The sequence below is a fragment of the Amycolatopsis pithecellobii genome (assembly GCF_009707865.1).
Taxonomy (GTDB): Bacteria; Actinomycetota; Actinomycetes; order Mycobacteriales; family Pseudonocardiaceae; genus Amycolatopsis_E; species Amycolatopsis_E pithecellobii.
This window is the reverse complement of the sequence record NZ_WMBA01000018.1, coordinates 75,616-88,752: the sequence shown is the minus strand read 5'-3', so window position 1 is coordinate 88,752 and position 13,137 is coordinate 75,616. Positions and strand designations below refer to the sequence as shown.

The window sequence follows — 13,137 nt, the reverse complement described above, 5'->3', positions numbered from 1 at the left end:
GGGCCGCGGCGCCACCCGCCGAAGCGGGGGCACGGTCAGGGGAGCTGACCGGTGCGGCGGGCCAGCACGACCGCCTCCAGCCGCGTCTCGGCACCGAGCTTGCGCATCGCGGATTTGACGTAGCTCTTGACGGTATGGGTGGTGAGGCCGAGGGTTGCCGCGACGGCTGGGTTGGTGCGGCCCGCGGCGATCAGACCGAGGACGTCGAGTTCGCGACCGGTCAGCCGGCCGACCGGGATGGCCGGCGGCGGCACCGGCCCCACGAGCTCCGCGACGGCCGCATCCAGCTCGTCCCGGACCTCCGGGGACCCGATCCGGGAGGCGACCATGCGCAGCCGGAGATGCGCGGCACGGATCCGCGCCCGGAGTTCGGCGGCGTCGTCTCGTTCGCCGTGGCCCCGGCGGGCCGGCACCACCAGGTCCTGTTCGAGGGCCCGCGCCTCGTCGGCCAGCACCTCCTGCCCGCGGTCGTCGATGCTTCCCGTGGTGCGCAGCGCCCCGTAAAGGACCGCCACAACCCTGCGCCCGACGATCACCGGGACGCCCGATACCGCGCGCAGGCCCTCGGCCCGGATGATCCGGTCGTAGTGGTGGGTGATGTCCGTGGTCCGGAAGTAGTCGTCGACCGTGACGGGCCGCCGCCGGGCGACGACCTGGCCGCCGAGGCCGTATCCGATCTCGAGCGTCGCGGTGCGGAGCGGGCCCGCGACGGGGCCGTCGAAGCGGTTGAGGACGATCTTGTGGTCCTGGTTCAGCTCTCCCGCGTAGGCCAGGGAGACTCCGCTCCGCTCCCGGATGCGAACCAGCGCGGCCTGGATGCGCCGCGCCGTCTCGCCGCTCACCGTGCCGGCCATGTCAGTGGAGCCCGGCGATGCCGTGCAGCGCGACCTCGATGGTCGCGACCAGTTCCTTCGTGAACGCGCCTTGCCGTGGGGCGGGATCGCGCATCCATCGCCAGAGCACCCCTGCGTAGACGTCGTAAAGGATCTCACCGGCAAGCCGGAACTTCTCGCTGTCGCCCCGGTCGCCGGCGAGCAAGGCGGCCAGCTCCGCGCTCATCGGTGTCGGCTGCGACACCGGGCCGCAGGCCCGCAGGTAGCCGAGCAGCATTTCGCGGGTCTCGGCCGGCCGTTCCTCGGTGATGGCGGCAAGCGCACGGAAGTAGGCACGGACGCGGTCGAGTACATCGCTTCGCGAGTCCGCGGCCTTGGCGGCGGCGGCAGCCGCTTCCGCTCGCCGGCGACGGGCCCATTCGAGCGTGATCTCGCTCTTGGCCGGGAAGTGGTTGAAGGACGTGCGCCGGGAAGTCCCGGCCCGGACCGCGATCTCGTCGATCGTGGCGGCTTCGTATCCCCGCTCGGTCACCAGCGCGACGGCGGCCTCGTACAACCGTTCGCGGGTCGCGAGGCGGCGCCGGGTCTGCCCGTCGAGCGCCCCCGCCGTCGTCATCCGGAACGGCTCCCTTCGCGAACCACTTTCTGCATCGTAGCGCAAAATGGGAGACCGCAGGCTCCAGGGCTTCTCCCGCCCACCCTTCATCGCGGAGGATCCTTGATGCACTCGTCTTTGCGAAACCGAGGTGGCGGGATGGAAATCCGGCAGATCCAGTACTTCACGGCGATCGTTCGGGAGGGGAGCTTCAGCCGGGCCGCCCGCAAGCTGCACATCGGCCAGCCCGCATTGAGCAAGCAGATCAAGGCGCTCGAGCGTGAGCTGGGGGTCGACCTGCTGGTGCGGCTCCCCGAGGGCGTCCGGCCCACGCTCGCCGGCAGCCGTCTCGACGAGATGTCCCATACCTTCCTCGGCTACGTGGAGGACATCGGCTCGGCTGTCCGGGAGGCGGCCGCGGCGCAGACGGAGACGGTCACCCTCGGCCTCTCGCCGTCCTTGGTTCCCGCGCTGGCCGGGCACCTGGAGCGCCGGTTCGCCGACGAGTTCCCGCACACCCGGATCGAGATCGTCGAGGCCCTGCCCATGTTCCTCGCGGAATGGCTGGAAGAGGACCGGCTCGACCTCGGGGTGTTCACCCTGTCCTCGTATGCGACCCGGCACCTGTCGGCCGTCGAAGTCGGCTCCGACGAGATGCTGCTCGCCGGGACCGAGGCCACCCTCGCCGGAGTCGGTGAGCACGCCACCCCGGACACGATCGGGTCGCTGCGGCTCGCACTGACGCCGGGGTTCCGCGACCTCCTGCACAGCAGGCCGGAGTTCGCGGGCGTCGCCCAGCACAGCGGGTCCGGGATCGACTCCCTGCACCTGGTCCGGGATCTCGTCGCGCGCGGCGAGTACTGCTCGGTGCTGCCGTACACGTTCATCCAGGCGGACCTCGACCGCGGCGTACTGGCGGCGGTGGGGTTCAACCCGATCCTGGAACGGAAGCTCGTGGCGGCGACCCGCGCGGGACGGCGGCTCCCGCCCGCGGTCCGGTCCGTCGTCGAGATGGTCCGGGAGCGGCTCGGCGAGTTCACCGAGCTGCGGCGGTGTCATCCGGCCTAAACCGCCGCGGCGAGGCCGAGGTAGGCGAGCGCGTTGCGCACCGCCATGTCCGCCGTATCCGGGAGACCAGTCGTGACGATCCGCACGGCCTCGTCCAGCCGGTCCGGCAGGAAAGGGCTGTCGGTTCCCAGGAGCAGCCGGTCCGTGCCGAAGCGATGCGCGAGGACCGGGAGCAGCCCGGGATCGAGGACGAGCGTGTCGATGTAGAGCAGCCGGACCAGCTCGTCCCACTGCTCGGGAGGACCGCCCGTCACCATCCGCAGGCGCGGGTAGATGCCCGGGAAGGCGCCACCGCCGTGGGCGAGGGCGATCCGCAGGCGGGGATGGCGCGCCAGGACTCCGCCGAAGACGAGGGCGGACGCCGCGGCGGCCGTGTCAACGGGCATGCCCAGTCCGAGTTCGAGCGCCGGATCGGCACGGCACAGCACACCCCGGCCCCGGGCGACCGGATGGACGAACACGCTCGCGCCGGCGCCCTCGCAGCCGGCCCACACCGGGGCCAGCTCCGGGGAGTCCAAACTGGACTTTCCCATCCGGGTGCCGATCTCCACACCGCGAAGCCCCATCCTCAGGCACCGGTCCAGCTCGGCAACCGGATCGGCCGCGGGCAGGCAGCCGAGGCCCAGTAGCCGTCCTCCCGCGGCGGCACAGGCTTCCGCGATCGAGTCGTTGACGGCGCGGGCGTAGCCGGGATCGTCGAGCCAGGCCTGCTCCATGGCCGCCGGTACCGGGGAGATCACCTGGTGGGACAGGCCCACCCGGTCCATCTCGCCCAGCCGCGCCCGGACGTCCGGTCCGACGTGGTGGGCGTGGATGTCCACCGCGGTGTAGGGCACGGGACTCACTCCGGCTCCTGCCCACCCGGCGGCATCGGCGACACCTGCCCGCCGAACACCGACAGATCCTCGCGCAGGACGTCGCCGGCGATCCGGACGCCGACCGCGTCCATCAGCACGAACAGCACCCGGACCGGTTCCTCGCCGCGCGGCACCCACGAATGCATGGTTCCCCGCTGCACGAGCACGTCACCGGGTTTCAGCCGTTCGACCACCTCACCGCTGTCGAGCACCATGTCGAGCTGCCCGGAGAGCACCACGGCGACATCCTGGGTCTCGGTGCGATGCATGTTCGGCTGCCCGGGTTCGGCGGGATCGAACTCCGCGATGCGGAACAGCACGCGCGAGCCTTTCGGACCGGGCGTGCCGTCGCCGTCCTCGTCGTTGCTCGCGGGAAACCGGCCCGTGCACCAGACAACCTTCGCCTCGTAACCGGGCAGCCGCGGCTCCGAAGTGACCACCTCGTCCGATCCGATGACGGCCTTCCCCTCGGCGGAATGGCCGGTCACGACCCGCCGGAAGCGGAAAGTCATCGGACCACCCGGGGCGGACCCAGCGGGATGACGTCGATCCCCTTCGTCACGGTCTGCCGGGTCTCCCCCAGCCCCTCGCCGCGCAGGCTCACCACGTCTCCCGGCTGGAGCCAGCGCGTGAAATCGGCCGGATCCGGGGTGTCGACGTGCTCGAGCAGGCAGCCGCGCGGGACGGTGCCGGACCCGATCACCGCACCCGGCGTGAGCTCGGTCCCCCGCGACGCATAGGCGAGGAGCTGGCCGAAGGTCCAGTCCATCTGGTCGAGGGTGCCGCGCGTCAGCTCCTCGCCGTTGACAGTCGCGGACAGCTCGAAAGCGAGCCTCCCGTCACGGCGATAGGGCTCCAGTTCGTCGACCGTGACCAGCGCCGGGCCGAGCGTGATCGCGCAGTCCTTGCCTTTCGCCTGGCCGATGCCCTGCGTCAGGTCCACGACCTGGTGGTCCCGCGCGGTCCAGTCGTTGAAGAGCGTATAGCCGACGATGTGCTCCTCGGCGCGATCCGGGTGCAGGTCCCGGCCACCGCGGCCGATCACCGCCCCGACCTCCAGCTCCAGGTCGAACATCGTCGAGCCCGGGGCGATCGGGACGTCGTCGTACGGCCCGGCGATCGCGTCCCGGTTGGCGAAGTAGAACGTCGGGCTGTGCGACCACACCGGGTGCAGCGCGCCGTCCCTGCCGAGCGCCCGATAACAGTTGCGGAGGTGCTCGAGAAAGCACAGGCCGTCCCGCACCGAAGGCGGACGGCGCAGCGGCGCGAGCAGCCGGACTTCGTCCAGCGCACGGACTTCCGCCGGCGCGTGGCGCGCATCGTCCCCGGCTTCGGCGAGGCTCCCGCCCTCGATGAGCGCCTCCAGGGTCGTGCCCGCGGCCAGCCCGCGCACGGACTCGCCGTCGATCACCCCCGTGCGGACGCCCTCGCCGGCCTCGTAACTAACCCACTTCACAACTTCTCCTCCAGTTTCTTCACCGTCCGGGCCAACGGCACGCCGACCCGTCGCGACAGCAGGATCGAGTCGCGGGTGTGCTCGCGCTCGGTCTTGAAGTGGTTCGGCGAGACGGCGAGGAACAGGGTCCGGCCGTCAGCCCCACCGAGCGCGACGGCGAACACTTGCGCGTCGCCGACCACGACCTCGTCGAGCACGGCACCGCCCTCGCCGACCCGCAGCGCCCGGTGATGGGTGGCGTCGGCGACCCAGATCGCGCCCTCCGCGTCGGGCTCGCCGACCCCATCGGGCGCCACGTCCACGGCGTTGAACCTCGCGAAACCGTCAGTGCCTTCGGGCTCCTCGCCGAACTTCGCCCACACTCGCCTCCGGCCTAGGGAACCGTCGCCCAGGACGTCGAACGCGGTGAGCCTGGCCGCGAAGGTCTCCGCGACGACCAGGACCTTCCCGTCGCAGGTGACCCCGTTCGGGAAGCCCAGCCGGTCGGCTACGACCGCCGCCGCGCCGTCCGGATCCACCCGGATCAGCGGCGCCGGTTCGTAGGCCGCCCCGTTCGTCAGGTCGAATCCGAAGCAGCCCACCCAGCAGCGGCCCAGCGGGTCGACCGCCATGTCGTTGATCTCGCTCTTCGCCGGCCCGTTCAGATCGGCATGGGTGACCAGCGAGCCGTCGAACTCCCGGCGCACGATGCGGTTGTCGAGCATGGAGGCGACGAGCAGGCGTCCGTCGGGCAGGAACCCCATACCCGACGGCTGTCCCTCGACGATCGCCTCGACTCGCTGGTCCGATCCGTCCTCGCGGACGCTGACCACTTCGCGGGCATAGCAGTCGGCGACCCAGATCCGTCCGTCTCGCCACCGCGCCCCTTCGAGGAAGGACCGCCCGGGCAGCACGACGTCGAACTCGGTCATGTCAGTCCCCCTTCATTCGGCGTCTCCGGCGAGCACGATCTCCATCGTCTCCGCCCACGACAAGCCGGCGAGATCCGGCCGGTGCTCGGCGTAGATCGCCTGGATCGTCGGGAAGGCACGGGACGTGTGGGGCCAGAGCCGGTATTCGCCGGGGTCGAAGGTGCGGTATGCGACCTCCGGCGGCGCACCGGCTTCGACGTGCCGAAGGGTGTGTTCCAGCAAGTGGACAAGGTAGTTCCGGGTCTCGCGGACCGCCGCCCCGCTCGCCACCGGTCCGTGCCCGGGGACCACGACCGCGGCGTCGAGCCCGAGCACCACGTCGCAGGCCGCGATGTGGTTCGACACCGGCCCCGCCCACACGATCGGCGTCGCCCGGTGGAACAGGATGTCGCCGGTGAAGACGACACCGGCGGCCGGCACATGCACGATGGCGTCACCGCGGGTGTGGGCGGGCCCCACCTCGTGGAGTTCGACCGTGCCGTCACCGAGCTTGACCGTGAGGGACCCGTCGAACGTCTCGGTCGGATAGGCCGGCCGCCAGCCCTCGTAGTCGTAGACCTCTGCGCGCCACTGGGACCAGCGGCGCAGCGCCGTCCCTTCGCCGCCGATTTCGCCCAGTCGCCGCGGGTCCATCGGCATCGTCCGCATCGCGTCCGATGCCGCCGTGGTCGCGAGGATCCGGGCGTCTTCGAAGACGAGGTTCCCGAACCAGTGGTCGCCGTCGTCATGCGTGTTGACGACCGTGGTGATCTCCTCGGCGACGCCGGTGGCCGCCGCACGGAGAGCACGCGCCCGGGGCGGGTCGATCTGCGTGTCGACGACGAGCGTCTCGCCCCCGATCGTGACCAGACCCGAGTTGCTCATCCCCCAGGTACCGGGCGGTTCGAGCCACGCCCAGCAGCCCTCGGCCACGTGGTGCAGCCCTCGCGAATACGGCACCCAGGCCATCGCGTCCCCTTCCCTCACTGTTCGAGCCCCGCCCGGACCGGGATTTCCTGCGCCGGCCGGGCTCCCCGGCCGAGGTAGAGGCGGATCCCACCGACGACGAGGGCGGCGGCGACCGTCAGGACGCAGGCGGCGAGCACGACGTACATCGGGGCGCCGGTGCCGACGGTCGCCACCAGCCACACCAGGATCAGGTTGAGGAAACCGCCGAGGAGCGCGACGACGATGTTGTAGGGCACCGAATAGCCGGTCTGGCGCACCTCGGTCGGGAAGATCGCCGAGATCAGGCTCGGGACGGCCGCCGCGATCCCGCCAGCCGTCATCGCCGCGGGCAGCTGGATCCACACCGCGAGGCCGGATCCCGGTGGCAGCCCGGGCAGAACGACCAGCAGCAGCACCGTGGTCGCCGCCGACGACAGGCCGGCCCACAGCAGCATCGTGCGCCAGCCGTACCGGTCGGCGACAAGACCCCAGACCGGCATCGCCGCCATCGCCCCCGCGATCGCCACGAGACTGGCCGCGAGCGATGTCGTCGCCGGGTAGTGGAGCGTGGTCTGGAGGTAGGTCGGCCAGTAGTTGAAGTACGTGACGTTCACCAGCGTCAAGGCGAAGACGACGAGGACGGCGAACAGCACCGCGGGCCGGTGTTCGGCGAGCACCTGACGGACCGGTGCCGAGGGGCGCCGCGCTCCTTCGCCCTGCTCGCGGACGAACTCGGGCGTCTCGTCGAGCCGGCGGCGCAGGTAGAGGGACACGAACCCCAGGACGCCGCCGATGATGAACGGGAGGCGCCACGCGAGCGACGGGGCGCCCGGGGTCAGGTGGGTCGCCACCAGGCCGGAGAAGAACCCCGCCCCGGCGCCGAGGAGGAAGCCGCTGTAGGCCGTCATCTGCTGGAACGCGCCCGCCCGCGCCACACCGCCCGGCGGAGCGTGCTCGGTGACGAACACCGCGGCGGCGGGCAGCTCACCGCCGACCGCACATCCCTGGGCGAGCCTCAGGAGCAGGAGCAGCACCGGCGCCGGCCAGCCCACCTGGTCGTAGGTCGGCAGGACCCCGATCAGCAAGGTGGCCACCGACATCAGGGCGACGGTGAAGATGAACAGCCGCTTCCGTCCGACCCGGTCGGCCACCCTGGCGATGATGATCCCGGCCACCGGCCTGATCAGCAGCCCGGTCGAGTAGAGAGCAAGGGTCTGGACCAATCGCACGGTCGGCGAAAGGTCCGCCGGGAAGAAGGCCTTTCCGATCAGGGTCGCCACGTAGAGATAGGCGACGAAGTCGTAGTACTCCAGGGCGGCGCCCAGCGAGCCCAAGCGGACGTTCCGCCTGGCTCTCCTGGCCGCCTCGGGTGAAGATGACTGCGTCATTGCGAGCACATCCTTCTGATGAGTAACTAGTCCTCGAAGTCCACGGCGGCGTAGGGCCAGTTGACGGCGCCGATCAGGTAGTCGTGAGATTCCTGCACGCGGCGCAGGGCGCGGTTCAGGTCGACGCCGATCAGGCGACCGTCCCATTTCGCGATCCGGCCGTTGACCAGGACGGCGTCGACGGACTCCACGCCGGCGCCCTGGACCACCGTGGCCAGCACGTTGTTCCGCGGGAACAGGTGCGGCCTGAGCGTGTCGACGAGGACGACGTCGGCCTTCTTGCCCGGCGTGAGCGAGCCGGCGATATCGCCGACCCCGCAGTTGTTCGCGCCCTGCTGCGTCGCGGACAACAGAATCTCGCGCAACGACGCCGCGGCCGACCCGGAACGGTGCTGGTCCACCCGCTGCAACTGGTAGAGCGCCCGCATCTCGGCGAACATGTCGATCGCATACGTCATCGGGTTGTCGTTGCTCAGGCCCGGACGCAGCCCCTGCTCGACCCACTCACCGTACGGGATCCGGCCGTACCGGAATTGCGATTCGATGCGTGGGCAGACATTGACGTGAGCGCCGTTGTCGACCACGATCTGCCGTTGTCCGGCCGAGAGGAAATTGGCGTGGTTGATCGCTTCCCGCCCGTCGAACGATCCATTCTCGTACAGCGCGGCGAGATTTTGCTTTTCGATTCCGCTGTCGAAGGAGAACCACAGATCGAGTTCCTTGCGAACGGGAAAAAGCTCGGTGAGATCGTCGGATCCGGGCGCGTAAAGGCGCATCGTGCACAACTGGTCGTCGCCGCGGAAATAGCGGTCCCGCAGCCGGCGGGCGTCCGCCGGGAATGTGCCGGCCCACTCGCCGGAACGCGGACGGCCCACCGCGTGGATACCGCGCACCCCGGATTCGAGCAGCGCCTCGACGCCCGCGTCCGAATGCTCGGGGGAGCGCGCGTTGTGCATGTTGTCGACGACGGTGGTGATCCCGCCGTTGAGCGCGGCCAGCAGGGTGGCCAGGGTGCCCGCGTAGATGTCCTCGGGCCGGCACGCCGGCGCGAACAGGCGGTGGGCGCTGTACATGTAACTGCGCCCTGACTCCGGCGCCCCACCGATGGCATCCTCGGTGGTCTGCGGGATGTTCTCGGGGATGAGCCGGCCCAGCGATCCTTCCCAGCAGTGGATGTGCGGATCGCAGAAGCCAGGCATGACGATGTGGTTTCGCGCGTCGACGACGACGGCCTCCGGCGCGGAGATCGAGGCACCGACTTCGGCGATGCGGTCGCCGACGATCAGGACGTCACCGGTCGCGAAATCGCCCACCGCGCTGTCCATCGACAGCACGGATCCACCTCGGAGGAGGATCTGCTGGTTTGTGCCCCCCGCTGGGCCGCCACCGGCATGCTCCTCAAGAAGCGCCTGGAAACGGTGGGCCGCGGCTGCGTCAGGCGCAGAATTCGCATCAGCGCTCATGAAACCTCGATTCGATGGATTCGGGCCCCGATGCCCGAAACATTGCCGCCCGTCCGTGGACGCCGATCCGGCGGCAGCGCAAGGCTAACAGCCCGGAGAAGAGGGACTCAAATGCCAATGAGCGATATGCTTATTCCTCAAAGGAATACACTTTCCGCGCATTCCGGAAAATAGTCTTCCGCAATTTTCTTCGGGGCGTTATGCTCGGATCACCCGGAAGACCCCCTGCCGGACCGACCACAACGGAGCGAGCCGTGTTCTTCGATTTGGGCATACGTGACTTCCTCGACCGGGCCGAAACGGTGTACCCGGACAGGGTGGGCGTGGTCGACGAACCGGATCAGCCCGCGGCTTCGTGGGGTGCGCTGACCTACCGCGAACTCGCCCGCCGGGCGCGGGCGCAGGCCGCCCACCTCGACACGCTCGGAGTGCCGGCGGGCGGCCGGGTCGCGATCGTGTCGCACAACTCGGCCCGGTTGCTGACTTCCTTCTTCGGCGTGTCCGGCTGGGGCAGGGTGCTGGTCCCGGTCAACTTCCGGCTGTCCGCGGCCGAAGTGCGTTACATCGTCGAGCATTCCGGCTCCGAAGTACTGCTCGTGGACCCCGAACTGAAGGGGCTGCTGGAGACTGTGAGCGCGAAACATACTTACGTGCTCGGCGATAGTGACGACGTCCTGTTCGAAAGCACCGGCGAACCGGCGGAATGGGCGGGGGACGAGTCGGCGACCGCGACGCTCAACTACACCTCCGGCACCACCGCCCGGCCGAAAGGCGTGCAGCTGACTCATCGCAATCTTTGGCTCAACGCGGCGGTATTCGGTCTGCACACCGCGGTCACCGACAACGACGTCCTGCTGCACACGCTGCCGATGTTCCACGCCAACGGCTGGGGCATGCCCTACACCGTGACCGGCCTCGGCGGCCGGCACATCGTGTTGCGCAAGGTCGACGGTGCCGAGATCCTCCGCCGGATCGACCGGCACGGCGTCACGTTGCTGTGCGCCGCCCCCGCCGTGGTGGCGGCCGTACTCGACGCCGCCAAGACGTGGCAGGGCGAGGTTCCCGGACGTGACCGGGTGCGGATCGTCGTCGCCGGCGCGCCCCCGCCGACCCGCACGATCCAGCGGGTGCGCGCGGAACTGGGCTGGGAGTTCATCCAGATCTACGGGCTCACCGAAACGGCGCCACTGCTGACCGTCAACCGGATGCGTTCGGAATGGACAGACCTCGACGACCGCGAACAGGCGCGTCTGCTGGGCCGGGCCGGCGTTCCGGCGCTGGGTGTGCGGATCTCCGTCGATGCCGACGGCGAGGTGCTGGCCCAGTCCAACCACAACCTCGACGGTTACTGGCGCAATCCCGAGGAGACCGCCCGGGTCCAGGAGGGCGGCTGGTTCCACACCGGCGACGGCGGGGAGTTCACCGACGGGTACCTCACGATCGCGGACCGCAAGAAAGACGTGATCATCAGCGGTGGGGAGAACGTCACCTCGATCGAAGTGGAGGATGCGCTGAGTTCACACCCGGCGGTGCGGGAGGCCGCGGTCATCGGTATTCCGGACGAGAAATGGGGCGAACTGGTCACGGCGATCGTCGTCACCGACGGCTCGCCCCTGACCGCGGAGGAGGTCATCGCCCATTGCCGCCAGTACCTTGCCGGATACAAATGCCCGAAGCGCGTGGAATTCCTCGACGCGCTGCCGCGCACCGCGACGGGGAAGATCCAGAAGTTCAAGCTGCGCGAACCGTATTGGCAAGGCCTGGAACGCAAAGTGAACTAACGCGCGAGTTGAACGTTCGAGCCCCGCGAGTTGCGCGTTCGAGCCCCGCGAGTTGCGCTTTCCGTGCGACCGAGTTGAACGTTCGAGCCCCGCGAGTTGAACGTTCACGACGCGCGAGTTGAACGTTCCGTGCGACCGGAACGCACAACTCGCGCACACCCAACACGCAACTCGCGCACGCCCAACGCGCAACTCGCGCGCTCCTGCTGGTGGGTGGCTATCGGTCGTCGTCCCATACGTAGTCGAGGCGGTTGCATACCTCGACGACTCCGGGCACCAGTGCGGTGAGTTCGCCGGCGGCCGCGACCTCGCTACGGCGACCGATCCGGCCGAGCAACAGCACCTGCCCGCCCCGCACGGTCACCGAATAGCAGTCCGGTGACGCGAGCAGGGTCTGCCCGAACACCTCGGTCTCGATCTCGGCCTTGATCTGTTCGTCCGCACGCCGGAACACACCCAGCAGATCCCGCCGGGCCAGCACACCCACCAGCCGCCCACCGTCCACAACGAACAGCCGGCGCAACCCCGATGCGGCCAGCTCGCCCGCCGCGACCGGCAGCGACACCCCGATCTCGATCGTGCGGGCGGGCGCGGTCATCAGCTCCCGTGCCCGTGTTGCCTCCGCCTTGTGCTGCCGGCCGCGGCGGGCATGCCGCGGCAACGCCTCGGTGGGCAGCAGATCCGCCTCGGACACCACACCCAGCAGCGTGCCGTCCGCACCCACGACCGGCACCGCGCTGATCTGCCGCCGGGCCATCAGCACGGCGACATCCTTGAACTCGGCGTCCGGCGGGACCGCACACACGTCGCGCGTCATGACTTCGCCGACAGTCAGCGTTCGCATCTCCTACCTCCACACTCTCCTCGATCGGGCCCGGGAAACCCTTGTCACTCGGGATGTTCCGGCGTTGATCCGGTGCGGGCCACCAGCACGGGGCATCGCGCATGCTGCACCAGTGCCTGGCTGGTCGACCCCAGCAGAAGCCCGGCGAACCCACCGCGGCCACGGCTGCCGACCACGACCAGCCGCGCCGTGCGACTCCACTCCAGGAGGCGATGCCGCGGCCGGTCCTTTTCCGCGACCCGCTCCACCGTCACCTCCGGGAACTTCTCCTGCCACCCGCCGAGCGCTTCGGCCAGCACGCCGGTCTCCGCACCGCGAGCCTCGGCGAACCCGTGGACCGGTTCGGCGTCATGCCGCGCATGGAAAGCGACCAGCGGGACCTGATGCAGCGACGCCTCCTCGAAAGCCAGCGCCAGCGCGGGTTCACCGGCCCGGCTGCCGTCCACGCCGACCACCACCGGGGCGTCCGGCCGGTCCCCGCCGCGGACCACCGCCACCGGGCACTTCGCGTGGGCCGTCAACGCGGACGCGGTCGAACCGGTCAGCAGGTTGCCGAGCACACCACGGCCGGCCGATCCGAGCACGACCATTCTCGCTTCCTCCGAATGCCGCAGCAGCAACGGAATCGGAGCGTCCACACTGGACTCCTGCACGATCTCCATTCCCGGATACCGTGTCCCGGCCGCGGCCATCGCATCCCGGACGACGGTCTGCGATTCCTCGCGCCGCGCGTCCAGCCATCCCTTCGGCGGCAGCACATCGCCGTAGAAGGCGTCGGGGATGCCGAAGCCGTTGACGACGAACAGCGGCTCATGGCGCAGCACCGCCTCCTCGGCCGCGAACGCCACCGCCCGCAGCGACGCACGGGTGCCATCCACTCCGGCCACGATGCCCCCGCTCATGATTTTTCCTCCCCACTGTCGTTCAGGAATGGCTGCTCTCGAGCATCGCGCGGACCACCCCGCCGGCGAAGGGCACTGCGGTAGCAGCGCCCAGGGCCGAAGGTCCCTCCTG

13 protein-coding genes are annotated in these 13,137 nt (G+C 69.9%); 2 read left to right on the top strand and 11 right to left on the bottom strand.

Features of this window, described 5'->3' with window-relative positions; translation table 11 throughout:
* Positions 1-35: 35 nt before the first annotated feature.
* Entirely contained in the window at positions 36-854 is an 819-nt protein-coding gene (locus GKO32_RS14485; protein WP_154757379.1) for a LuxR C-terminal-related transcriptional regulator, read from the bottom strand.
* 1 nt (position 855) lies between these two features.
* Positions 856-1,449: a TetR/AcrR family transcriptional regulator gene (locus tag GKO32_RS14480; protein WP_166459552.1), complete on the bottom strand. Its 594-nt coding sequence runs from the start codon at positions 1,447-1,449 to the stop codon at positions 856-858.
* Positions 1,450-1,587: 138 nt separating this feature from the next.
* Between GKO32_RS14480 and GKO32_RS14475 the strand changes: the two genes are divergently transcribed.
* Positions 1,588-2,496, top strand: a complete 909-nt coding sequence (locus GKO32_RS14475; RefSeq protein ID WP_166459551.1) for a LysR family transcriptional regulator — start codon at positions 1,588-1,590, stop codon at positions 2,494-2,496.
* On the opposite strand, the gene GKO32_RS14470 is transcribed toward GKO32_RS14475, so the two are convergent.
* From GKO32_RS14470 to GKO32_RS14440, 7 genes are read right to left on the bottom strand one after another with little or no spacing between them, the layout of a single operon-like run.
* Positions 2,493-3,341 carry an amidohydrolase family protein gene (locus tag GKO32_RS14470; protein WP_154757376.1) on the bottom strand — a complete coding sequence of 283 codons (849 nt, stop codon included), beginning with the start codon at positions 3,339-3,341 and terminating at the stop codon, positions 2,493-2,495. The genes GKO32_RS14475 and GKO32_RS14470 overlap by 4 nt on opposite strands.
* The gene (locus GKO32_RS14465) at positions 3,338-3,865 is read right to left on the bottom strand and encodes a cupin domain-containing protein (RefSeq protein ID WP_154757375.1); all 528 of its coding nucleotides are present in this window, start codon (positions 3,863-3,865) and stop codon (positions 3,338-3,340) included. Before GKO32_RS14465 ends, GKO32_RS14470 begins: the two co-directional genes overlap by 4 nt.
* Entirely contained in the window at positions 3,862-4,809 is a 948-nt protein-coding gene (locus tag GKO32_RS14460) for a fumarylacetoacetate hydrolase family protein (protein WP_312867920.1), read from the bottom strand. The genes GKO32_RS14465 and GKO32_RS14460 overlap by 4 nt, the downstream gene beginning before the upstream one ends.
* Positions 4,806-5,720: an SMP-30/gluconolactonase/LRE family protein gene (locus GKO32_RS14455; protein ID WP_154757374.1), complete on the bottom strand. Its 915-nt coding sequence runs from the start codon at positions 5,718-5,720 to the stop codon at positions 4,806-4,808. Before GKO32_RS14455 ends, GKO32_RS14460 begins: the two co-directional genes overlap by 4 nt.
* A gap of 12 nt (positions 5,721-5,732) precedes the next feature.
* The gene (locus GKO32_RS14450) at positions 5,733-6,668 is read right to left on the bottom strand and encodes an MBL fold metallo-hydrolase (RefSeq protein WP_154757373.1); all 936 of its coding nucleotides are present in this window, start codon (positions 6,666-6,668) and stop codon (positions 5,733-5,735) included.
* Positions 6,669-6,682: 14 nt separating this feature from the next.
* Positions 6,683-8,035, bottom strand: a complete 1,353-nt coding sequence (locus GKO32_RS14445) for an MFS transporter (protein WP_166459550.1) — start codon at positions 8,033-8,035, stop codon at positions 6,683-6,685.
* A gap of 26 nt (positions 8,036-8,061) precedes the next feature.
* The gene (locus GKO32_RS14440; protein ID WP_246243739.1) at positions 8,062-9,360 is read right to left on the bottom strand and encodes an amidohydrolase family protein; all 1,299 of its coding nucleotides are present in this window, start codon (positions 9,358-9,360) and stop codon (positions 8,062-8,064) included.
* Between the two features lie 392 nt (positions 9,361-9,752).
* Here GKO32_RS14440 and GKO32_RS14435 point away from each other — a divergent pair, with 392 nt between their 5' ends.
* Positions 9,753-11,279 carry an AMP-binding protein gene (locus GKO32_RS14435; RefSeq protein ID WP_312867919.1) on the top strand — a complete coding sequence of 509 codons (1,527 nt, stop codon included), beginning with the start codon at positions 9,753-9,755 and terminating at the stop codon, positions 11,277-11,279.
* Positions 11,280-11,496: 217 nt separating this feature from the next.
* Here the strand turns inward: GKO32_RS14435 and GKO32_RS14430 are convergent, their stop codons facing one another.
* Both GKO32_RS14430 and GKO32_RS14425 read right to left on the bottom strand, forming a co-directional pair.
* The gene (locus GKO32_RS14430; RefSeq protein ID WP_246243702.1) at positions 11,497-12,123 is read right to left on the bottom strand and encodes a CBS domain-containing protein; all 627 of its coding nucleotides are present in this window, start codon (positions 12,121-12,123) and stop codon (positions 11,497-11,499) included.
* Positions 12,124-12,167: 44 nt separating this feature from the next.
* Entirely contained in the window at positions 12,168-13,025 is an 858-nt protein-coding gene (locus GKO32_RS14425; RefSeq protein WP_154757369.1) for a universal stress protein, read from the bottom strand.
* Positions 13,026-13,137: the final 112 nt, after the last annotated feature.